At 62.6% G+C, this 22,588-nt stretch carries 18 protein-coding genes and 2 tRNA genes; 11 read left to right on the top strand and 9 right to left on the bottom strand.

The genetic code is table 11. From position 1 onward, the window contains the following. The first annotated feature begins 93 nt into the window (after nt 1–93). Genes V3314_RS23845 through V3314_RS23835 form a run of 3 tightly spaced genes read left to right on the top strand, consistent with a single transcriptional unit; the run spans nt 94 to nt 3,415 of the window. Nucleotides 94–939, top strand: coding sequence for a DUF6502 family protein (locus tag V3314_RS23845; RefSeq protein WP_046616217.1), 846 nt, complete (start codon nt 94–96; stop codon nt 937–939). Next, a complete protein-coding gene (locus tag V3314_RS23840) occupies nt 936–2,609 on the top strand; it encodes a DUF5666 domain-containing protein (protein WP_338459717.1) in 1,674 nt (557 codons plus the stop codon). Before V3314_RS23845 ends, V3314_RS23840 begins: the two co-directional genes overlap by 4 nt. A 56-nt stretch (nt 2,610–2,665) precedes the next feature. Continuing rightward, entirely contained in the window at nt 2,666–3,415 is a 750-nt protein-coding gene (locus V3314_RS23835) for a hypothetical protein (RefSeq protein ID WP_046616215.1), read from the top strand. A 71-nt stretch (nt 3,416–3,486) separates the two neighbouring features. On the opposite strand, the gene rimO is transcribed toward V3314_RS23835, so the two are convergent. Beyond that, the gene (rimO, locus tag V3314_RS23830; protein ID WP_013973825.1) at nt 3,487–4,818 is read right to left on the bottom strand and encodes a 30S ribosomal protein S12 methylthiotransferase RimO; all 1,332 of its coding nucleotides are present in this window, start codon (nt 4,816–4,818) and stop codon (nt 3,487–3,489) included. 236 nt (nt 4,819–5,054) lie between these two features. On the opposite strand from rimO, the gene V3314_RS23825 reads away from it, so the two are divergent. Then, entirely contained in the window at nt 5,055–6,965 is a 1,911-nt protein-coding gene (locus tag V3314_RS23825; protein ID WP_046616214.1) for a potassium transporter Kup, read from the top strand. A gap of 177 nt (nt 6,966–7,142) precedes the next feature. Here V3314_RS23825 and V3314_RS23820 read toward each other — a convergent pair whose 3' ends face one another. From V3314_RS23820 to V3314_RS23805, 4 genes are all read right to left on the bottom strand, one after another. Next, on the bottom strand, nt 7,143–8,435 hold the full coding sequence (locus tag V3314_RS23820) for an AcvB/VirJ family lysyl-phosphatidylglycerol hydrolase (RefSeq protein ID WP_338459716.1): 1,293 nt from the start codon (nt 8,433–8,435) through the stop codon (nt 7,143–7,145). Continuing rightward, on the bottom strand, nt 8,435–11,077 hold the full coding sequence (gene mprF, locus V3314_RS23815) for a bifunctional lysylphosphatidylglycerol flippase/synthetase MprF (RefSeq protein WP_153671179.1): 2,643 nt from the start codon (nt 11,075–11,077) through the stop codon (nt 8,435–8,437). The genes V3314_RS23820 and mprF overlap by 1 nt, the downstream gene beginning before the upstream one ends. A 259-nt stretch (nt 11,078–11,336) precedes the next feature. Then, a tRNA-Met gene (locus V3314_RS23810) sits at nt 11,337–11,413 on the bottom strand. Nucleotides 11,414–11,547: 134 nt separating this feature from the next. Beyond that, nucleotides 11,548–11,624 (bottom strand) — tRNA-Met (locus V3314_RS23805). Between the two features lie 220 nt (nt 11,625–11,844). Here V3314_RS23805 and dinB point away from each other — a divergent pair. Further along, nucleotides 11,845–12,900: a DNA polymerase IV gene (dinB, locus tag V3314_RS23800; protein ID WP_161797636.1), complete on the top strand. Its 1,056-nt coding sequence runs from the start codon at nt 11,845–11,847 to the stop codon at nt 12,898–12,900. 163 nt (nt 12,901–13,063) lie between these two features. On the opposite strand, the gene V3314_RS23795 is transcribed toward dinB, so the two are convergent. The 3 genes from V3314_RS23795 to V3314_RS23785 form a co-directional block, all read right to left on the bottom strand. Further along, nucleotides 13,064–14,017, bottom strand: coding sequence for a lipoprotein (locus V3314_RS23795; protein ID WP_046616210.1), 954 nt, complete (start codon nt 14,015–14,017; stop codon nt 13,064–13,066). A 20-nt stretch (nt 14,018–14,037) separates the two neighbouring features. Next, complete coding sequence (locus tag V3314_RS23790; RefSeq protein ID WP_046616209.1) at nt 14,038–15,753, bottom strand: proline--tRNA ligase; 1,716 nt, start codon at nt 15,751–15,753, stop codon at nt 14,038–14,040. 160 nt (nt 15,754–15,913) lie between these two features. Then, a complete protein-coding gene (locus V3314_RS23785; protein WP_046616208.1) occupies nt 15,914–17,179 on the bottom strand; it encodes an OprD family porin in 1,266 nt (421 codons plus the stop codon). 692 nt (nt 17,180–17,871) lie between these two features. On the opposite strand from V3314_RS23785, the gene V3314_RS23780 reads away from it, so the two are divergent. Both V3314_RS23780 and V3314_RS23775 read left to right on the top strand, forming a co-directional pair. After that, a complete protein-coding gene (locus tag V3314_RS23780; RefSeq protein WP_046616207.1) occupies nt 17,872–18,291 on the top strand; it encodes an HIT domain-containing protein in 420 nt (139 codons plus the stop codon). A 1-nt stretch (nt 18,292) separates the two neighbouring features. Beyond that, nucleotides 18,293–18,499 carry a SlyX family protein gene (locus V3314_RS23775; protein ID WP_046616206.1) on the top strand — a complete coding sequence of 69 codons (207 nt, stop codon included), beginning with the start codon at nt 18,293–18,295 and terminating at the stop codon, nt 18,497–18,499. Nucleotides 18,500–18,561: 62 nt separating this feature from the next. On the opposite strand, the gene V3314_RS23770 is transcribed toward V3314_RS23775, so the two are convergent. Further along, complete coding sequence (locus V3314_RS23770; RefSeq protein ID WP_085600991.1) at nt 18,562–19,155, bottom strand: cold-shock protein; 594 nt, start codon at nt 19,153–19,155, stop codon at nt 18,562–18,564. 278 nt (nt 19,156–19,433) lie between these two features. Between V3314_RS23770 and V3314_RS23765 the strand changes: the two genes are divergently transcribed. The 4 genes from V3314_RS23765 to aspS all read left to right on the top strand — a co-directional run bounded on the left by V3314_RS23765 (nt 19,434) and on the right by aspS (nt 22,583). Then, complete coding sequence (locus V3314_RS23765; RefSeq protein ID WP_025340264.1) at nt 19,434–19,907, top strand: Dps family protein; 474 nt, start codon at nt 19,434–19,436, stop codon at nt 19,905–19,907. Between the two features lie 161 nt (nt 19,908–20,068). Further along, complete coding sequence (locus tag V3314_RS23760) at nt 20,069–20,398, top strand: ribbon-helix-helix domain-containing protein (RefSeq protein WP_024087590.1); 330 nt, start codon at nt 20,069–20,071, stop codon at nt 20,396–20,398. A 92-nt stretch (nt 20,399–20,490) separates the two neighbouring features. After that, nucleotides 20,491–20,712, top strand: coding sequence for a zinc ribbon domain-containing protein (locus V3314_RS23755; protein ID WP_003254776.1), 222 nt, complete (start codon nt 20,491–20,493; stop codon nt 20,710–20,712). Between the two features lie 95 nt (nt 20,713–20,807). Next, nucleotides 20,808–22,583 carry an aspartate--tRNA ligase gene (aspS, locus tag V3314_RS23750; protein ID WP_025340263.1) on the top strand — a complete coding sequence of 592 codons (1,776 nt, stop codon included), beginning with the start codon at nt 20,808–20,810 and terminating at the stop codon, nt 22,581–22,583. Nucleotides 22,584–22,588: the final 5 nt, after the last annotated feature.

Genomic DNA, 22,588 nt, shown 5'->3' with positions numbered 1-22,588 from the left:
ACTATCCCTCATCTCGTCCGGGATATTGTCACAGTTGGTGTGGGATCTTTTCCCGCGTCGTATACTGGGTTCATCTGTCAAGGAATGCGCTCAATGCAATCGCCTACCATCCCCCCTTCGATGTTAAGCGCACTGCGGCGTGTCATGCGTCCTCTGGTGCGCCTGATGCTGCGCAAAGGGGTCACCTACACGATGTTCGCCGACCTGCTCAAGGAAGTGTTCGTCGATGTGGCCCACCGCGAGTTTCGCCTGGACGGTACGGTACCGACCGACAGCCGCATCAGCCTGCTCACAGGCGTGCATCGCAAGGATGTCCGGCGTTTGCGCAGCGAAGGGGGCACATCGCTCGCAGCGCTGCCGGAAAACATCACGTTAGGTGCACAGTTGGTCAATATGTGGACCACCGGCAAGCCGTTCTGCTCGGCGCCTGGCCAGGCGCTGCCGTTGCCGCGCCTGGCGAGCGTTGGCGGCGATTGTTCCTTCGATGCCCTGGTGGCGAAGATCAGCACCGACATCCGCGGGCGGGTTGTGCTGGATGAGTGGTTGCGCCTGGGTATCGTCCGGCTCGACGACCAGGACTGTGTTCACCTGCAGGCCCAGGCATTCGTGCCGCAGAAAGGCTTCGACGAAAAGGCCGCGTACTTTGGCCACAACCTGCATGACCATGCCTGCGCAGCAGTGCACAACCTGAGTGGGGACGGCCAGCCGTTCTTTGAGCGCAGTGTGCACTATGACGCCTTGAGCCCGGCCAGCGTCGACCATTTGCGTGCAACGGTGGACAAGGACGGCATGCAGATGCTCCTTGCCTTCAGCCGGCTCGCAGCAGAGCTGGAAGATGCCGATGTGCCCAGCGCCGAGGAACGTCAGCGCATCACGGTCGGGCTTTATTTCTACACTGAAACTACCGACCCCGATTTGTCGAATACTCCAGACCCATGACTTCCCTCGCGCGCTGCCTCAGTGTCGTCACACTGGTCCTGGGTTTCGGGTTGAACCTGGTGGCGCCTGCTGAAGTGGCCGCAGCACCGGTATGTGTCAGCCGTGACGAAGTGGGTATGGCGGGGGCGGCGGGCTTGCAGTTCCCAGGCGGTATTGGTGGTACCGGGGCCAGGACGGGCGGTGTCGGTGGTACCGGCGTACGCAGCGAAAACGGCGGAGTGGGTGGCACCGGTGCGCCGCTGCCGCAGCGTCCCGGCGGCACGGGCGGGACCGGCGCGGTGGCCGACGGTGTGGACGGCACCTTCATCGATCACGGCGGGGCAGGCGGTACCGGTGCACCGATCCTGCGCCCGGGCGGTACCGGTGGCACCGGCATTGTCGGCACCATCACCGGGTTTGCCTCGATCTGCGTCAATGGCCTGGAAGTGCACTTTGGCAAGGACGTGCCGGTGAGTGAAAACGGTGCGCCTGCCAGTAGCGCTCACCTGGCAATCGGCCAGGTTGTCGCGGTGGAGGCATTTGCCGGCAAACGCGGCCTGCAAGCAGGGCGCATCTCGATCCTCAACGTTTACGAAGGGCCGCTGACGGCACTGCCCAATGCTTCGGCCCCTCTGCGGGTCATGGGCCAACCTGTGCGGCTTGCTGCAGGGGCGCGGGTGGCTGAAGGGTTGCGCCCGGGCGAGCCGGTCAGGGTCAGTGGCCTGCGCGATGCCAGGGGCGAAGTGATAGCCAGCCGTATCGAACGGGCGCCGGGGCTCAGGGAAGCCAGTGCCATCGGTGCGGTTGACCGTGCCGGCAGCCTACAGGGGCTGAAGCTGGGGACCCGTGTGGCACCCGCACGGGAAGTGCTGGTACGTGGGCAGTGGACCGGACGCCAGCTGGAAGTGGCGCAAACCCGCCCAGACCCGAGCCTGCCTTTCGCTGGCCGTGTGCAGACGGCGGTGATCGAGGGGCTGGTGCAGCGCAGCCACGCTCAGCAACTGGTGGTGGCAGGTATCAAGGTGACGCTGGGGCAGGGCACCGTGATCGTCGGCAAGCAGCCCGCGGCATTGGCGCTCGATCAACGTGTGCGGGTGAGCGGGGTGTTCAGTGGCAAGCACGAGCTGCGGGCAACCCGCGTGGAGTTCCACGACGACCGTGCCGACAACCCGGACAGAGGGCGTTCGGGGCGTGGCAGCGAACACGGTACCCGTGACGCTGAGGGTTCCGGCGATAGCGGGCATGGCGGCCGCGATGCGACCAGTGATCGCATCGAAAGCAGCGATGATCACAGCGGACACGGCGGTGTTGACGATTCCAGTGGTCGGGACAGTGCTGAAAGCGTGGACAAGTCCGGAAAGTCGGAGCATGTCGACACCGTGGAGCAACCCGAGAGCAGCAATAGTGGAAGCTCTGACCGGGTAGAGAAGGTCGAGCTTGAAAAGGTGGAAAAGATTGAAAAAGCAGAGAAGCTTGAAAAGGTAGAGAAAGTAGAAAAAGTCGAGAAGATCGAGAAAGCCGACAAGCCCGAAAAGGTCGAGAAGATCGAGAAAGCCGAGAGGCCCGAAAAGGTTGAGAAGATCGAAAAGCCTGAGAAAATCGAAAAAGTAGAAAAAGTCGAGAAGGTCGAAAGGCCTGAGACAGTAGAGAAAGTCGAAAAAGTGGAGCATCCAGAGCGATCCGGGCATTAGGCAACTAGGCTGGGTAAGTGCCATCACCTTTCCCGTCCGGGGATATCGAGGTGCAGATGAAACCCACGCTCCCTCTTTTTGCCTGTTTGCTGTCTTGCGCCAGCGCGTCGGTGCTGGGCGATACCTTCAGCGCCGCAATAGGCATGGACTATTCAAGTGGCGACTATGGCACGGGTACAACCTCGGAAATCTGGTACATCCCCGTGGTCGGCAAGTATGAAACCGGCCCAATGACCTACAAGGTCACAGTGCCCTGGCTGCGCATCACCAACCCTGAAGTGGGCCCGAATGGTGACCCCTTGCCCGGTGGCTGCCGGGATGTGGAAAGCGGGCTGGGGGACACGGTTGCCAGCGCCGGTTATGCCCTGCTCGATGGCAGTGACGGCGGCCTGATGCTGGACCTGATCGGCAAGGTCAAATTCCCCACTGCCGATGAAGACCAGTGCCTGGGCACCGGTGAATACGACTACACCGGCCAGGTAGACATCGCCAAGGCCCTTGGCCCGGTGACCGGCTTCGCGACCCTGGGCTGGAAGAAGTTCGGCGATCCGCCCGACAGCGATTTCGACGACCCGATATTTGCCAGTCTCGGCTTCGCCATGCCCGTGGCTGCAGGCACTTCCGCGGGTGCCTCCTATGACTGGCGGCAGAAGGTCGTCTCGACGGGCGCGCAGATCAAGGAACTTACCCTGTTCCTGACACACAAGCTCAACCAGCAGTGGAAAGTGCAACTCTATGCAGTCAAAGGCTTCTCGGATGCCAGCCCGGATGCAGAAGGCGGCCTGATGCTTTTTCACGCGTTCTGACGAAAAAGCCCCTGGCCCGGCAGTTCCTTGTGGGGAATGGCGGGGCAGGGGCTTTTCAGTATGCAGCTGCCTTAGATGGGTTCAGCCCACATGTCGTATTCGTCGGCATCCACCACGCGGCAACGCACCTTGTCACCCGGCTTGAAGCCGTGGTCGCCATCGATGAACACGCTGCCGTCGATTTCCGGGGCATCGAAGAAGCTGCGGCCAACCGAACCTTGCTCTTCCACTTCATCGATCAGCACGTCGATTTCCTTGCCGATGCGCAGTTGCAGCCGGGCGGCGCTGATGGCTTGCTGATGGGCCATGAAGCGGTCCCAACGGTCTTGCTTGACGTCGTCCGGCACTTCTTCCAGGCCCAGATCGTTGGCCGGGGCGCCCTCCACCGGCGAGTACTGGAAGCAGCCCACGCGGTCCAGCTGGGCTTCGGTCAGCCAGTCCAGCAGGTACTGGAAGTCTTCCTCGGTCTCGCCCGGGAAGCCGACGATGAAGGTGGAGCGAATCACCAGCTCCGGGCACTGCTCGCGCCAGTTCTTGATACGTGCCAGGGTGCGGTCTTCGAAGGCCGGGCGCTTCATGGCCTTGAGCACTTTCGGGCTGGCGTGCTGGAACGGGATGTCCAGGTACGGCAGGATCTTGCCGGCGGCCATCAGCGGGATCACGTCGTCGACGTTCGGGTACGGGTACACGTAGTGCAGGCGTACCCAGGCACCCAGGCTGCTCAGGGCTTCGCACAGCTCGAGCATGCGGGTCTTGACCGGGCGGCCGTTCCAGAAGTCGGTCTTGTACTTGACGTCGACGCCGTAGGCGCTGGTGTCCTGGGAAATCACCAGGATTTCCTTGACCCCGGCCTTGACCAGGCGCTCGGCCTCGCTCAGCACTTCGCCGACCGGGCGGCTGACCAGCTTGCCGCGCATCGACGGGATGATGCAGAAGCTGCAGCTGTGGTTGCAGCCTTCGGAAATCTTCAGGTACGCATAGTGGCGCGGGGTCAGCTTGACGCCTTGCGGCGGCACCAGGTCGATCAGCGGGTTGTGGTCCTGGCGTGGCGGCACTACTTCGTGCACGGCATTGACCACCTGCTCGTACTGCTGCGGGCCGGTCACCGACAGCACGCTCGGGTGCACGTCACGAATGCTGCCTTCCTCGACACCCATGCAGCCGGTGACGATGACCTTGCCGTTTTCCTTGATCGCTTCGCCGATCACTTCCAGCGACTCGGCCTTGGCGCTGTCGATGAAGCCGCAGGTGTTGACCACCACCACGTCGGCGTCCTCGTAGGTGGGCACGACTTCATAGCCTTCCATGCGCAGCTGGGTCAGGATGCGCTCGGAATCGACCAGGGCTTTTGGGCAACCCAGGCTTACGAAACCTACCTTGGGGGTGGCGGGCGTGGTGGACATGACTAACCTCGGTATTGAATGCAGGTCGCCCGACCGGAATCGGGGGCGATCTTGACGGGCGCTTTTGGCGCCTCTGATCAAAAAGTGCGCAATTCTAGCGAGCGCAGGGTCGCTTGACCAGCAGAAATGCGACGAACGCTGCGCTATGCTTCGCGCCATTGCGTCGGGGGGTATCAGTATCATCCGGCGCATGGGGAATTCTACTGGCCGTGCAAGGCCGTCTGCGGGAGTGGTCGATGGTTCAGGCAAGCAGTCACGCCGAGGGCGGGCACGAGGGGAAGCAGGGCGCGACGCGGTCGGTGAGCCTGCTCGTGGCGGCGGTCGGGGTGGTTTATGGCGATATCGGCACCAGCCCGTTGTATACCCTCAAGGAGGTCTTCAGCGGCGGGTACGGAGTACCGGTCAACCATGACGGCGTGCTGGGGATCCTGTCGCTGATCCTGTGGTCGCTGTTGTGGGTGGTGTCGTTCAAGTACGTGATGTTCATCCTGCGCGCCGACAACCAGGGCGAGGGCGGCACCATGGCACTGACTGCACTGGCGCGGCGGGCGACGGCGGCCTATCCGAGGTTGCGTACGCTGATGGTGGTGTGCGGGTTGATCGGCGCTTCGCTGTTCTATGGCGACAGCATGATCACCCCGGCGGTGTCGGTGCTGTCGGCGGTGGAGGGCATGGGGCTGGCCTTCGAAGGTATCGACCACTGGGTGGTGCCGATTTCGCTGGTGGTGCTGGTGGCGCTGTTCCTGGTGCAGAAGCACGGCACCGAGAAGATCGGCAAGCTGTTCGGCCCGATCATGGTCACCTGGTTCGTGGCGCTGGGCGTGCTGGGTGTGCATGGCATCTCGCAGAGCCCGGAGGTACTCAAGGCATTCAACCCGGTCTGGGCGGTGAACTTCTTCGTGGTTCACCCCGGCATGGGTGTGGCCATCCTCGGCGCGGTGGTGCTGGCGCTGACCGGTGCCGAGGCGCTTTACGCCGACATGGGCCACTTTGGCCGCAAGCCGATCGCCCGCGCCTGGTTCCTTCTGGTGCTGCCGGCGCTGGTGCTCAACTACTTTGGCCAGGGCGCGATACTGCTGCAGAACCCGGAGGCGGCACGTAACCCCTTCTACCTGCTGGCGCCGGGCTGGGCACTGCTGCCGTTGGTCGCGTTGGCCACCATGGCCACAGTGATCGCCTCGCAGGCGGTGATCTCGGGGGCCTTCTCCCTGACCCGCCAGGCCATCCAGCTGGGCTACATACCACGCATGCAGATCCAGCACACCTCAAGCGACGAGCAGGGGCAGATCTACATCGGTGCGGTGAACTGGGCGCTGATGGTTGGCGTGGTGCTGCTGGTGATCGGCTTCGGGTCGTCCGGCGCCCTGGCGGCAGCCTACGGCGTGGCGGTGACCGGTACCATGCTGATGACCACCCTCCTGGTCTCTGCGGTGATGTTGCTGCTGTGGAAGTGGCCACCGGTGCTGGCGGTGCCGATCCTGCTGGGTTTCCTGTTTGTGGATGGGCTGTTCTTTGCCGCCAACGTGCCGAAGATCATCCAGGGCGGGGCCTTCCCGGTCTTGGCCGGCGCTGTGCTGTTCCTGTTGATGAGCACCTGGAAGCGCGGCAAGCAGATCCTGATGGAGCGCATCGACGAAGGCGCGCTGCCGCTGCAGCTGTTCATCAGCAGTATCCGCATTCAGCCGCCGCACCGGGTCGAAGGCACTGCGGTGTTTCTGACGGCGCGCTCCGATGCGGTGCCCCATGCGCTGTTGCACAACATGCTGCATAACCAGGTGCTGCACAGCCAGGTGGTGCTGTTGACGGTGGTCAGCGAGGACCGGCCACGGGTACCGGAGCAGGAACGCTTTGAAGTGGAGGCCTATGGCGACGGGTTCTTCCGCGTGTTGCTGCACTTCGGCTTCATGGACGAACCGGACGTGCCGGCGGCGTTGAAGCTGTGCCACCTGGAAGACCTGGACTTCAGCCCGATGCGCACCACCTTCTTCCTCAGCCGCGAGACCGTGATCGCCTCACGGCTGGAGGGCATGTCGCGCTGGCGGGGCAACCTGTTCGCGTTTCTGCTGAAGAATGCCAACGGCAATTTGCGCTTCTTCAACCTGCCGCTGAACCGGGTAATCGAGCTGGGGACCCAGGTCGAGATTTGAACCTGCGCCAAGGCGCGGTCCCTGTAGGAGCGGCCTTGTGTCGCGATGGGGTGCGAAGCGCCCCCTCGATTTGTGCAACGACGCAGTATAGCTGGGGCCGCTTTGCGGCCCTATCGCGACACAAGGCCGCTCCTACATCGATCGCGTAGCCTGCAGGAGCGGGTTTACCCAAGGCTATCAGTTCTGTGCCGCCACACTCGACTTGCCCTGGCGCGTCTCGATCTCGCCAATCAAGCGCTTGGCCAGTGCCGGGTAGTTTTCGTCGAAGTGGTGCCCCCCCGGTAGCTTCAGGCGTTCACCCACCGCAGTCTTGTCGGTGCAACCGCTCTCGTCGGTTTCTTCCACACCATACACGCACACCACCTTGGAAGCAGGCAGCCTGGCCATTTCCGGCCCGGTTGGCGCTTCCTGGCCTTCCTTGCCCAGCCAGCCTTCGACTTCGATCTCGAAGCTGCCGCTGCGGGCAAAGGCCAGCAACATCACCGCGTCGATACGTTGCTGGTCCTCGGCCGGCAGGCGGTTGTAGATCGCCGGCAGCACGTCGGCACCGAATGAATAGCCGGTCAGCACGAAGCGCTTGGTGCCCCACTTCTGCCGGTAGTGCTGCATCAGCTCGGACAGGTCGGCGGCGCTTTGTTCCGGGGTCTTGTGCTGCCAGTAGTAGCGCAGCGTATCAATGCCGACCACCGGGTAGCCAAGCTTGGCCATTTCGCCGGCCACGTCGCGGTCCAGGTCCCGCCAGCCGCCGTCACCGGAAAGGAACAGGGTGACCGTGTCGGTGGTCTGCCCGGCTGGTACCTCGACCACCGGGATGGCGAGGGCGTTGCCGTCGTGGCCGACCAGTGCCTGGGTCAGCTGGGCCTTGAGCACTTGTGGCAGGTGGATGTCATAGTCGCTGATACTGGTTTCGGCATTGGCCTGGTCGCGTACGAAGGCGGCGCTGGCGTCATCCGGATTGTCGTTCCAGGCGACGTTCCAGTGGCCGTGGGCGGCCGATTTCGGCAGCGCTGCCTGGCAGCCGGGTTGTTCCAGGCTGAAGTCCACGGAAATTGCCCGCGCCTTGTCGTTGTTCTGGCTGGCCAGCCAGCGCCAGGCCTGGGCGGCACCAGGGCCGATACCGGCGACCAGGGTCGGTTTCTCTGGCAACTGGCCCATGGCCTGGTCCATGGCCTGTTGTTGCTTGCTGCAGTCGTTGGGCGGCAGGATCACCTGCACCAGTTGCGCTTCGCCAGCCTGGGCCAGGTCCAGCAGTTGCCTGTCGGTCAGCGCCTGGTCCTGGGGTACACCGATGGCCACTCGAGCCTTGGGGTGTACCCCAGGGGTCACACGGGTGATGTGGGTGTCATTGATGCTCAATTGTTCCAGGTGCGCCTCGGGGGCCGGGCGCGTCCATAGCCAGAACGCCAGCGCGCCTCCCAGGGCGGATAAAAGCAGGGGCACCAGCAGGTACAGCCAAAAGCGTCGGGTCATCAACGTTTCACCAATCCAGTCAGGCCGCCTGCGATCAGGGCGGCGGTGTCGGCCAGTGCCACCAGCGGGTCGAGCCCGGCCGGCACGGCCATGTAGCGGGGTTCCCAGTCCGGTTGGAACTTGTCCTTGAAGCGTCGAAGCCCCTGGAAGTTGTACAACTGCTCGCCACGGCGGAACACCATCGAGCCAAGGCGCTGAGTCAAGGGCGCGCCACGCCGCGGCTGCAGGCCGGAAAGCGGCACCATGCCCAGGCTGAAGCGGGCATAGTCATGGCTTTTGTAGTGCAGGATCAGGCCGATCATCATGAACTCCATGGTCAGCTTCGGCGCCTCGGGGTGTGCACGCATCAGGTCGAGGCTGGCCAGTTCGTTGCCATGGGTTTCCAGCAGGTTGGCGAAAGCCACCGGGCGGCCCTGGAAGCGGATCAGGGCAATGCGGAAGTGCTGCAGATATTCAGGGCTGAAGCGCCCCAGCGAGAAGCCTTTCTCGCGCACATTCTTGCCGCCAAGCCAGGCGTCGGAGATTTCCTTCAGCTCTGCCAGCGGGGCATGCCCGGGTTCGTGAATTTCCAGGCTCAGGCCGTCACGGCCGCCGCGGTTCCAGGTGTAGCGCAGGTCCTTCATTTCCTTGCCCTTGGCTTCGAGGTCGAAGCGGCGCAAGTCGACCCGGGCTTCTTCGCCCAGCTTCAGTGCGGTCAGGCCGATGTCCATGTAGAACGGCAGGTTCTCGGCCCGCACCTGATAGAACACCGGGCGGGCATGGTGCAGGTCGCACAGGTCGCGGAACTGCCAGATCATCTCGGCACGCTCCTGGGCCGGGCCGATCGGGTCGTACAGGGCTACCAGGCTGCGACCGCGACGGGCGTACATCAGGAATGCGTTGTCGCGAGGGTGGAACAGCAGCGCCTTGTCGCCGGTCAGGGCCAGGCCGCCATCGGGCTGGTCGGAGGCCAGCAGAATACGGTTGGCACGCAGCAACTCCTCTTCGTCTGGCAGGTGGATCACCGGTGGTGCGGTGCGCAGCAGCCAGGTCAGGGCCACAGCCGCCAGCAGCACTGCGCTGCCCATGGCGGCGCGCAGGCCGCGCGGGGCATCGGCGTCGAGGGTGAACTGCCACCACAGCTGATGGCTGTAGGGCACATCCTGGTAGGCGAACAGCAACAACCACACCGATGCGCCGACCACACAGGCGCTGGCCACCAGAAACACCGGCGAGAACGGCAACTCGAGCAAACGGCTGGGGCGGTAGAAGGAACGGCGGAACAGAGCGAGCAGGGCGGCAGTAAAAGTCAGCAGGCAGGCCTCTTCCCAATCGAAGCCCTTGAGCAGCGACAGCAGGGCGCCGACCAGCAACAGCACGGTGGTCAGCAGCCAGGCGGCGGACAGGCGCCGGCGCAGGCCCTGGGCCAGCAGCAGGCAAAGCACGCCGATCAGGCTGGCGCCGAAATGCGAGGCATCGATAAGGCGGTGCGGCACCAGGAAACCCATGTGCTCCAGGCGGGTGTCGATCTCGGGCGTGGCCCCGGAGAACAGCAGCACCACCCCGGACAGGAACACCAGGATAGACAGGATCGGCGCGGCCAGCCCGGAAGCGGCCTTGATTGCCTGTTGCGCGAACAGCAGCCGTCGGGCCTCGTTGGCCAGCAGCAGCACGCAGGCCAGCAGCAGCGGCAGCACCACGTAGATCAGCCGATACAGCAGCAGGGCCGCTGCCAGTGGTGCCGCGCCGAGTTGGTCGGCAAAAGCCGCCAGCAGGATCGCTTCGAATACCCCGACGCCGCCCGGTACGTGGCTGAGCACACCTGCAGCCAAGGCCAGCAGGTACACCAGGACAAAGGCACCGAACGGTGGTGCTTCGGGCAGCATCAGATACAGCACGGTGGCGGCAGCGGCGACATCCAGTGCGGTGATCAGTAATTGCAGGGCTGCCAGGCGTGCGCCCGGCAGGCGCAGCGTGCGGCGGCCCAGTTGTACCAGCAGGCTGTTGGCCAGTGGTTGCTCAGCCAGGCGCCGGCGGTACAACCCGAACACCAGCACGCTGCATGCCAGCAGCACGGCTATCGAGGCACCCGCCAGCAAGCCAGGCGCCAAACCCAGTGCGGCAGACGCCGCCGGCAGGTCGCTCAAGGTCGCCAAGGCGGCCAGGGGCGGCAGCGCGCAGCCCAATGACAGGCTGGCAAAAACGGTCATCCGTGCAACTTCACCTGCGCCAACCCCCTGGCGTGCATACAGGCGATAGCGCACCGAACCGCCCGAAAGCATCGACAGGCCAATGGCGTTGCCGATGGCAAAGGCGCTGAAGCCGCCCAGCACCAGGCTGCTCACCGGCAGCTTCACGCCGGCATAGCGGCTGGCCGACCACTCGTAGCCCAGCAGGACAACGAAACCGAGCACGGTAGCCAGCAAGGCGCCAAGTAACGACCGGGTCGGTACGCTGAGCATGGCATCGTGCAAGGCATAGATGTCCAATTCACTCAACAGGTGGCGGCAGGCGATCAAGGCCATGGTGAACAACACCAGGGTCACTACCAGGCCGATCGGCTGGCGGTAGCGGCTCAAGCGTTCCAGCAAGGGCAGGCGTTGCACAGCACCGGGCAGCGCCGAGGCAAGCGGCACCGGTGGTTCGGGGTTGTGCGAAGTCATGGATTGCCCCGGCCTTGCAGCGCGAGGTGAGGGAAAAGTGTGGCCAAGTGAAAGTCCCTTAGGTAAACGTATCCAATGTTACTCCGGCCTCAAGCGTTTTCAGCCACTTGGCAGGGTTAAAGATAGTTCATCCTGGGAGCGACCTTTCAAGCCTGTAGGTTGGCTTAAAGGCGGAGAAATGGGGACGACGAAAGTCGGGAGGGGAAAAGCAACAAACCCCGCGCTGCTGTTACACAGGCGGGGTTCGTTCTGACGAATATGGTTGCGGGAGCCGGATTTGAACCGACGACCTTCGGGTTATGAGCCCGACGAGCTACCAGGCTGCTCCATCCCGCGTCAGTGGGGCGAATTCTACAGTTTCCAGAATGGATGTCAAGCGCTAGTCGTTGATTTTTTTGAAATTTCTTTCAGCGCATTATTTGATGCAAAAGAAAAAGGCCACTGTGTGAACAGTGGCCTTTTCTCGAATCTGGTTGCGGGAGCCGGATTTGAACCGACGACCTTCGGGTTATGAGCCCGACGAGCTACCAGGCTGCTCCATCCCGCGCCTGTGAGATCGAATTCTACGGATTTACCCGTGAGTGTCAAGCTTTTTTCTGAAAAAACCTTTCCTGTTCAAACTCTTAGCGTTTGAATATGGCGCGCAGCTCAGGCGCGACGGGGCTTTCAGGCCGATTATCGACCAGTGCCGCGCACAGGCTGCATACCCCGAAGGCGCATGCGATACTATCTGTATGAATTTACAGTGCTGACGGTCATTCATGTCCTTGCGCAAGATCATCCACGTCGACTGCGATTGCTTTTATGCCGCGATCGAGATGCGCGACGACCCGCGCCTGGCCGGGCGGCCCATGGCGGTGGGGGGCTCGGCCGACCACCGTGGGGTGATCGCCACCTGCAACTATGAAGCGCGTGCCTATGGCGTGCGTTCGGCCATGTCGTCGCGGCACGCGCTGAAGCTGTGCCCGGACCTGCTTATCGTCAAGCCGCGCTTCGAGGCCTACCGTGAGGCCTCGCGGGAAATCCACACGATCTTCCGCGACTACACCGAGCTGATCGAGCCGCTGTCGCTGGACGAGGCCTACCTGGATGTGAGCGACAGCCAGTGGTACTCGGGCAGCGCCACGCGCATTGCCGAGGATATCCGTCGCCGGGTCGCACGCACCCTGCATATCACTGTCTCGGCCGGTGTGGCGCCGAACAAGTTCCTGGCCAAGATCGCCAGTGACTGGCGCAAGCCCAATGGCCTGTTCGTGATTACCCCGGGCGACGTGGAGGCATTCGTCGCCGCCCTTCCGGTAGCCAGGTTGCATGGGGTGGGCAAGGTAACGGCAGACAAGCTGGCGCGGTTGGGTATCGAGACCTGCCTGGACCTGCGCGAATGGTCGCGCCTGGCGCTGGTGCGCGAGTTCGGCAGCTTTGGCGAGCGTTTGTGGGGGCTGGCGCGGGGTATCGATGAGCGTGCGGTGCACAATGATAGCCGCCGGCAGTCGGTCAGCGTGGAAAACACCTACGACACCGACCTGCCGGACCTGGCCAGTTGCCTGGCACGGCTGCCCGAGCTGCTGGAAAGCCTGAACGAGCGTATCGCCCGCATGGACAGCAGTTACCGGCCAGAAAAACCCTTCGTCAAGGTCAAGTTCCATGACTTCAGCCAGACCACCATGGAGCAGGCGGGGGCGGGCAGGGACCTGGAGAGTTATCGACAATTGCTGGGGCAGGCGTTTGCCCGTGGTGGCAAGCCGGTGCGCTTGCTGGGTGTAGGCGTGAGGTTGCGCGACTTGCGCGGGGCGCATGAGCAGCTGGAGCTGTTCCCGCCTTAATAAATGGCCCGCCAATTTAACGCGGTCCCTGTAGGAGCGGCCTTGTGTCGCGATGGGCTGCGAAGCAGCCCCGGCAATTCATGCATCAAGGTTGAAATCATGGGGCTGCTTCGCAGCCCATCGCGACACAAGGCCGCTCCTACAAGGTATTGCGTGATGCAGGTTACTGCGCGCCTGGGTCGGCCACCAACCGGCCAGTGGCCTTGGTCAGCGACTGCAGAAACTCCTGCTGCAACTCCGGGTCGTTGCGCGTCAGTTCGATCAGGCTCTGTTCCATTTCACTGGCTTCCTCTTCCAGGCCCAGTTCGGACAAGCGCTTGACCCGGTGTACCCATTGGCCGACATCGTCATCTTCGAGGTCATCGAAGATCAGTTCATGGGCTTCGAGCAGCTTGCTGCGCAGGGTGGCACTGACCAGCAGGCTGGCATTGCCACGTACCGCGTTGTCCTCGTCCAGCACCTGCAGATGCAGGGTACCGATGTGGTTGAGGTTCTGCTCGGAGAACGGGCTGTCGAGCAGGTTCAGGCGCAGCACGCCGTTCCTGTCGGTGGTCAGCTCGTGAGTCATCTTGCCGGCCTTGACCTCGACCAGGCGCTCGCTCCAGGGCACGCTGGTAGATTCCTCGCGCTTGCCTTTCTGCACTTCGCTGATCCCGGCCAGGTTCTGCTGGGCACGGCCGTTGGACGGCACGTTCATGAACGGGTTGAGCCCGTCCACGCCGTAGCTGAGCCAGTCGTGGGTGATGCTTTCCGGCAGGTTGCCCAGGGCGAAGACATTGACCACGTTGGCACCCACGCCCGCCACCACGGCCACCGCACCCAGCGGGATCTCGTAGATCTCCCGCCAGGGTTGGTAAGGCGTGTAGCGGTCATAGCTGCGGGTGACTTCGTACTCGGTGACTTCGAAGCGTTTCTGCTCATGCACGCGCACACGTCGTTGCGGAAGCTCCATCACCTTCGGCTCGCCGACATCGATCTGCAGGGTGTGCTCGAGCAGTTTGCGCTCGACGCGCTCCTCATGGTCGCTGCGCTGGGACATCTGGTTGGCGCAGCCGCTGACGAGCAGGGCGCCGCACAGTGCGGCGCCCCCCAGGGGAAAGGTACTTCGCTTGAACATGATCACTCGTGCATTGGTTATCAGCGGCGAACGCGGGCCTGCAGGAAGGTCAGCACTTCATTGAGCGGCAACGCCTGGGCGTCCTGCTCGGTGCGGTGCTTGTACTCCAGGTTGCCTTCGGCCAGGCCGCGATCGCTGACAACGATGCGGTGCGGGATGCCGATCAGCTCCATGTCGGCAAACTTGATGCCTGGGCTGGTCTTCTTGTCACGGTCGTCCAGCAGCACTTCGTAACCGGCAGCAGTCAGCTCGGCGTACAGCTTGTCGGTCGCCTCGCGAACCACCTCGGTTTCGTAGCGCAGCGGTACCAGGGCGATCTGGAACGGGGCCAGGGCGTCGTTCCAGATGATGCCCTTGTCGTCATAGCTCTGCTCGATGGCAGCGGCGACCACGCGGGACACACCGATGCCGTAGCAGCCCATGGAAAGGGTTACCGGTTTGCCGTTCTCGCCCAGTACCTGGCACTTCAGTGCCTCGCTGTACTTGGTGCCGAGCTGGAAGATGTGGCCCACTTCGATACCGCGCTTGATCACCAGGGTGCCCTGGCCGTCCGGGCTCGGGTCGCCTTCGACCACGTTTCGCAGGTCGGCGACCTGTGGAACCGGCAGGTCGCGCTCCCAGTTCACGCCGAAGTAGTGCTTGTCGTCGATGTTGGCGCCAATGCCGAAGTCGCTCATCAGGGCAACCGAGCGGTCAATGACGATTTCCAGCGGCAGGTTCAGCGGGCCGAGCGAGCCGGCGCCGGCACCGATGGCCTCGCGCAGTTCGGCATCGGTAGCCATGACCAGCGGGTCGGCAACCTGTTCCAGCTTGGCCGCCTTGATTTCGTTCAGTTCGTGGTCGCCCCGTACGATCAGGGCGACCAGCTTGCCTTCCTCGGCACCGCGCACGATCAGGGTCTTGACGGTTTTCTCGATCGGCAGGCCGAAGTTTTCCACCAGTTGGGCGATGGTCTTGGCGTTCGGCGTGTCGACCAGGCGCAGCTCCTCGGTAGGAGCCGGGCGCACGGTTTCACGCGGGATGGCCTCGGCCTTCTCGATGTTGGCGGCGTAGTCGGAGCTGTCGCTGAAGATCACGTCGTCTTCGCCGGACTCGGCCAGTACGTGGAATTCGTGCGAATAGCTGCCACCGATGGAACCGGTGTCGGCTTGCACTGGGCGGAAGTCCAGGCCCAGGCGGGTGAACACGTTGCTGTACGCCTGGTGCATGCGGTCGTAGGTTTCCTGCAGGGAAGCCTGGTCGGCATGGAACGAGTAGGCGTCCTTCATGATGAACTCGCGGCCGCGCATCAGGCCGAAGCGCGGGCGGATCTCGTCACGGAACTTGGTCTGGATCTGGTACATGTTGAGCGGCAGCTGTTTATAGCTGGACAGCTCGTTGCGGGCCAGGTCGGTGATGACTTCTTCGTGGGTCGGGCCAACGCAGAAGTCGCGCTGGTGGCGGTCCTTCAGGCGCAGCAGCTCGGGGCCGTACTGTTCCCAGCGGCCGGATTCCTGCCACAGCTCGGCGGGCTGGATGCTGGGCATCAGCACTTCCAGGGCGCCGGCGGCGTTCATTTCCTCACGCACCACGGCCTCGACCTTGCGCATCACCCGCAAGCCCATCGGCAGCCAGGTGTACAGGCCGGAGGCCAGTTTGCGGATCATGCCGGCACGCAGCATGAGCTGATGGCTGATGACCACTGCGTCGGCAGGGGTTTCTTTCTGGGTGGCGAGCAAATATTGACTGGTGCGCATGGTGAGCCGTGTCGATTGCCTAAGACATTGAAATGACCCCGCATTGTACGGGGGCGAAACGAAGGCGTACAGGATGCCCCAGGGCGTGACACTTGTCAGCCAAGAAAAAGCCCGGCGTGATCGCCGGGCTTTTTCAGGTGCGGGGCACTGCAAGCCAGGCTTACAGGATGCTCAGCGGGTACTCCACGATCAGGCGCAGTTCGTCGATCGATGGGGAATCGTAGTAAACGCCATCGGAAGAGCGGTAGGTGGCCTGACGTACGCGGAAGCTCAGGTCTTTCGCCGGGCCGCTCTGCAGTACGTACTTGATATCGACGTCGCGTTCCCATTCCTTGCCGTTGCTGGTGCCGGCGACGTTGGCGTCGGTACCGCGTACATAACGGGTCATGAAGGTCAGGCCCGGGATGCCGTATTCGGCGAAGTTCAGGTCGTAGCGAGCCTGCCAGGATTTCTCGTCTTCGGCGTTGAAGTCGGAACGGGCCACGGAGTTGGCCAGGAAGATGGTGCCGCCACCGTCGATGCCATAGCCATAGTCGCCGTCGCCGGTGACTTTCTGGTAGGCCAGGGTGAAGGTGTGCGCGCCGATGTTGTAAGCGCCCGACAGGCTGAACGCGCGGTTGTCCAGCTTGTCGCCGTCGAACGCGCGGTACTCGGCCGAGCCTTCGCTCTTGGTGTCATAGATGTTGAAGTCGAACACCAGGCCTTGTTTGTCCGAGATCGGCAGCGCCCAGTTGACGTTGGCGTAGTACTTGCGCCAGTAGTCTTCGACCTTCGAGTAGTACAGGCTGGTGCTGAGGTTGTCGGTGAAGGCGTAGGTACCGCCGACCACGTTGGCTTCCTTCAGGCCGAAGCTGTCGCGGTTGGTCTGCTCCTGGGCGGTCAGGCTGGTGAAGTGACCAGCATGCAGGGTCAGGCCCTCGATCTCGTTGCTGGTGATCAGGGTGCCCTGAGCGATTTCTGGCAGCAGGCGGCTGTCGTCGGTAGCGAAGACCGGCAGTGCGGTGAACTGGTCACCCACTTTCAGCACGGTGTCGGAGATACGGAACTTAACCGCACCACCGCCCTTGGAGTAATCATCCTGCGAACGGCCGTCGGAGCCGGTCGGGAACAGGCCGGTACCGGCGCGGCCCTTGCCGCTGTCCAGTTTCAGGCCGAGCATGCCGATGGCATCGACACCCACACCCACGGTGCCCTGGGTGAAGCCGGACTCGAAGGTGCCGAGGAAGCCCAGGCCGGTTTCTTCGCGACGGCTCTGGCCGCCTTCGTTGTTACGGAAGTCACGGCTGAAGTACAGCATGCGGGTCTTGACGTTCAGCTTGCTGTCTTCGATGAAACCTTTGGACTCGTCCTGGGAAGAGGCCACTGCCAACTGCGAGGTCCCTGCCGCAACGGCCAGGGCGATCATGCTCCACTTCATCACGCGCATCGTGATTTGCTCCTTTGGTTTTTAGGAAGAGTACCGCTGCGTCCAAGTTTTCTAGTTATATGGGGCAGCTCTTTCTTGTTATGTCGGCGAAAATGTATAGCACGCAGACTGTTGTTGGCGATATGGGTATAAACATCCTTTTCGGAACTTTTTCACCATGTCGCTTTTAGGTATTTCCATGTCGCAAATCACGCCCCGGTTTAAGGGCCGTACAACTCCAGCGCTGTTTCTTTCACCGTAACGAAGCTGTAACTACCGATTCCGGTTGCGGAAACTCCCTGGTAACCAATGCCGCTGTTGTTATTTGTCGCGTACACCTGCCGATGCAGATGTCGTGCCGACTTGGCGTGAAAGGAATGCAACAAGCGTGCTCAAAATTCGCAACGCTTCATGAAATTTTCACAAAATCTGCTACCGGGGGTCGGAAAGTGCCGTAAACACGGGGCGAGAGCCGCCTGGCAGGGTATTACAGTCAAGAATCATTAAAATTTGAAAAGCTGTCATGAAAGTCAATGTGTTACCGCAACTTGTTCATGCAGCGTCACCTGTGGGGTGGCAAGTGTGGTGCGAGGTGTGCCGGCAGCCTCATTTTGGTGCGAAAAGTAGCGCTGTGTTACCGGGAGCGTGCACGGTATCCTTGCAGGTCTGTTTTCCGCGTGACGCGGGTTGGTTCTGCCTGAAGGAGATTTGCCGTGTTCGTCCTCGATTCGCGTTTGCAGCAGGATTCGCTGGTGCTGGGGGAATTTGCGTTGTGCCAGTTGCTGCTGAGCAAGGATGCCAACTACCCATGGTTCATCCTGGTGCCCAAGCGCGCCGGCATCAGCGAACTGTTCGAGCTCGATGCTGCGGAGCAGCAGCAGTTGTGGCAGGAAACCACCAACCTGGCCGAAGCGCTGAAAGCCAGCTACAGCGCCGACAAGATGAACGTGGCCACCTTGGGCAATGTGGTCAGCCAGTTGCACATGCACGTGATCGTGCGCCAGCGCGACGACGCGGCCTGGCCGGCACCGGTGTGGGGCAAGTGCCCGGCAGTGGCCTACACCGACGATCAAGTGCAAGCCATTCGCCAGCGCTTGCGCGGGCTGCAGCTCGCCGGCTACCAGGAGGCCTGACATGTCGCTTGAATCGCGAGTGGTCGAACTGGAAACCCGCCAGGCGTTCCAGGATGACGCCATCCAGGCGCTGAATGACGTGGTGGTCGAGCAAGGGCGGGTGATCGAGCGGCTGCAGTTGCAGATGGCCGAGCTGATCAAGCGTTACGAAGAGATGGTTGGTCAGTACGGCAGCGAAGGGGACGAGGCGCCACCGCCTCATTATTGATACCTGAAACCCTGCAGGAGCGGGAATGCCCGCTCCTGCAGGGGATGGTTTCTGCAGTCAGATCAGCGGCGGGTTACCGCAACCACATCCTCGGCCTGCAGGCCTTTGTCGCGGTGCATAACGGAAAACTCCACGCGCTGGCCTTCCACCAGGATGCGGTGGCCTTCGCCGCGAATGGCGCGAAAGTGCACGAAGATATCATCGCCCGAGTCGCGGGAGATGAAGCCGAAGCCCTTGGATGTGTTGAACCACTTCACGGTACCGGTATCACGATTGCCGGTATCCTGCGCAGCATGTTGGCTGGCGCGGGCCTTGCGCGGGCTGCGGGCGAAGCCCACGGCCAGGTGCACGGCCACGGCCAGCGCCGCGCAGACCAGTGCGGCCAGGTTGCCCATTTCCGGGCGGGCCAGCAATGTCAGGGTCTGCAGTACCACCGCCACTACCAGCAGGGCGCAGGCCAAATGCTGCAACTGCTGCCGCGCGCCGCGGTAGTACAGTGGCACGACCGGGGCCAGCACCAGGTTGAGCAGGCCGAGCAGGCTCAGGTAAACCGCGTCGGGTTGTTGCAGGAAGGGTGAAGCATCGGTTTTCAGGCTGGGTATGAGCGATAGCAGCAAGGCTGCCACGCCCGTCACCAGATGGACGATCTTGAACATGGGGTTGGCTCACAGTTGATAAGGCCGATCACAGGAAGAGCTGGCAGCACGGTGCGCATGAGGTGTAGAGCGCGAACACGCGGTAGCCAGCCTATGCACCCGGCAATGACAAGCCGCACGGGTGGCACCCTGCCTATTTAACAGTAAAGCCGCAGGCTACTCAAACCGCAGGCCGCGACGGGCGATGTGTTGCGCCATGTCACATGCGGCGTGTGCCAAGTGTTGCTAAAGTGGTCGGCACCCGCTTGGGTCTCAAGCCTTATGGAAAGGGGAACTTCATGGCAATCGATATCGGTATCAGTGAAGAAGATCGCAAGTCCATCGTCGATGGGCTGTCCCGCCTGTTGTCGGATACCTACGTGCTGTATCTGAAAACCCATAACTTCCACTGGAACGTCACCGGTCCGTCGTTCCGCACCCTGCACCTGATGTTCGAAGAGCAGTACAACGAACTGGCACTGGCGGTCGACTCGATCGCCGAGCGCATCCGCGCCCTGGGCTTCCCGGCACCGGGAGCCTATGCATTCTATGCGCGGCACTCCTCGATCAAGGAGGAAGAAGGGGTGCCGCCTGCCGACGAGATGATCCGCCAGCTGGTCCAGGGCCAGGAAGCCGTGGTGCGTACCGCGCGCAGCATCTTCCCTGTGGTGGACAAGGTCAGTGACGAGCCAACCGCCGACCTGCTCACGCAGCGCATGCAGGTGCACGAAAAAACCGCCTGGATGCTGCGGGTGCTGCTTGACGGCAAGTAGATACCCTGCGCTGTACCGGCCCGTAGGAGCGGCCTTGTGTCGCGATGGGCTGCTCCTACAGGTTCTGCGCAATTTTGTGCAGGAAGATTTTGCCACTGCTTTAAGCTCGCCCATCAGCGCTTCATAGGCCACCTGGTACCTGTGACGAGGAAGTGTGGCGCATGATGCAAGCAAGCAAACGTGTGGCTGGCCAGGGGCGTTGGCCAGGTAAACAGTGCATCGACCCGTTCAAGGCGGATTTCGACATGTTGCAGACCCAGCCGGTGTCGCGCTCGGTGCGGCTCAACGGTTTTTCCACCTGCCTGCGGCTGGAGGCCGTCTACTGGGGCATCCTGGAGCGCATCGCCGCGGCCAACCGCTGCTCGGTCAGCGCGGTGCTGTCCTACGTCGACCGCGAGGTACACCTGCGCCAGGGTGGGGTGCGCAACTTCAGCGGGCTGATCAGGGTGATCTGCGTCGCCTGGCTGCTGGACCCGCCAAGTGTGCGCTGATCGCCTGGCGGGCTGCGCAGTGCTTGCTAACCATATATAATCCCGCTTTTTGCTGCCCCGGCAGCCAGCGTTGTGGTTGACGAGAGACACCCATGCCCCTTTATGACTATCAATGTGCATCCTGCGAGCACCGCATGGAAGTGCTGCAGAAGATCAGCGCCGCGCCGCTGACCGATTGCCCGGCCTGCCAGGCGCCGGCGCTGAAGAAGCTGTTGTCGGTGCCCGGCTTCCGCCTGAGCGGTAACGGTTGGTACGAAACCGACTTCAAGACCGGGGCGAAAAAGAATCTGGCAGGCGGCGACAAGGCCGACTGAGTTGAATGCTGTGACCGGGTCTTGCAGTATTAGCCCTCTCCGGGCGGCCAAGGCCTCCACCGAATACACGAATCACGAGAAGCGAAACCACCATCATGATGCGCAGCCATTATTGCGGCCAACTGAACGAGAGCCTGGACGGCCAGGAAGTCACCCTTTGCGGCTGGGTCCATCGTCGCCGCGACCACGGCGGGGTGATCTTCCTCGACATCCGTGACCGCGAAGGCATGGCCCAGGTCGTGTTCGACCCGGATCGCGCCGAAACCTTCGCTGCTGCCGACCGCGTGCGCAGCGAATACGTCGTGCAGATCACCGGCAAGGTCCGCAAGCGCCCTGAAGGTGCGGTGAATGCCAACATGGCTTCCGGCGCCATCGAGATCCTCGGCTACCAGCTGAACGTGCTCAACGAAGCGGAAACCCCGCCGTTCCCGCTGAACGAATACTCCGACGTCGGCGAGGAAACCCGCCTGCGTTACCGTTTCATCGACCTGCGTCGCCCGGAAATGGCCGACAAGCTGCGCCTGCGTTCGCGCATCACCAGCAGCATCCGTCGCTTCCTCGACGAGAACGGCTTCCTCGACGTCGAGACGCCGATCCTGACTCGTGCCACCCCGGAAGGCGCGCGTGACTACCTGGTGCCTAGCCGTACCCACGCCGGCAGCTTCTTCGCCCTGCCGCAGTCGCCGCAGCTGTTCAAGCAGTTGCTGATGGTCGCCGGCTTCGACCGCTACTACCAGATCGCCAAGTGCTTCCGTGACGAAGACCTGCGTGCCGACCGCCAGCCGGAATTCACCCAGATCGACATCGAGACCAGCTTCCTCGATGAAAGCGAGATCATGGGCCTGACCGAAAGCATGATCCGCAAGCTGTTCAAGGAAGTGCTGGACCTGGAATTCGGCGAATTCCCGCACATGACCTTCGAAGAGGCCATGCGCCGCTACGGCTCCGACAAGCCGGACCTGCGTATTCCGCTGGAACTGGTCGACGTCGCCGACCAGCTCAAGGACGTCGACTTCAAGGTGTTCGCCGGCCCGGCCAACGATCCCAAGTGCCGCGTCACCGCCCTGCGCCTGCCAGGCGGCGCCAGCATGCCGCGCAGCAAGATCGACGAGTACACCAAGTTCGTCGGCATCTACGGTGCCAAGGGCCTTGCCTACATCAAGGTCAACGAGCGCGCCAAGGGCGTCGAAGGCCTGCAGTCGCCGATCGTCAAGAACATCCCCGAGGCCAACCTCAACACCATCCTCGACCGCGTTGGCGCCGTTGACGGCGACATCGTGTTCTTCGGTGCCGACAAGTTCAAGGTGGTCAGCGAAGCCCTGGGCGCGCTGCGTATCCGCCTGGGTCACGACTTCGAGCTGCTGACCTGCGAATGGGCACCGATGTGGGTGGTCGACTTCCCGATGTTCGAAGAGAACGAGGACGGCAGCTTCACCGCGCTGCACCATCCGTTCACCGCGCCGAAGTGCACCCCGGAAGAGCTCGAGGCCAACCCGGCCGTGGCTCTGTCCCGTGCCTACGACATGGTCCTGAACGGTACCGAACTGGGTGGCGGTTCGATCCGTATCCACCGTAAAGAGATGCAGCAGGCCGTGTTCCGCCTGCTGGGCATCGAGGCGGCAGAACAAGAAGAGAAGTTCGGCTTCCTGCTCGACGCCCTTAAGTTCGGTGCGCCGCCTCACGGTGGCCTGGCCTTCGGCCTGGACCGCCTGGTCATGCTGATGACTGGCGCCCAGTCGATCCGTGAAGTGATCGCCTTCCCGAAAACCCAGAGCGCCGCTTGCGTCATGACCCAGGCCCCTGGCATGGTCGACGCCAAGGCCCTGCGCGAGCTGCACATCCGACTGCGCGAACAGACCAAGGTCGAGTAAGCAGT

This window comes from Pseudomonas sp. TE3-3-F2023, from assembly GCF_036784815.1.
Lineage (GTDB): Bacteria > Pseudomonadota > Gammaproteobacteria > Pseudomonadales > Pseudomonadaceae > Aquipseudomonas > Aquipseudomonas pudica.
Note: the sequence above shows the minus strand (reverse complement) of the source record. Positions and strands in the feature narration are given on the sequence as shown.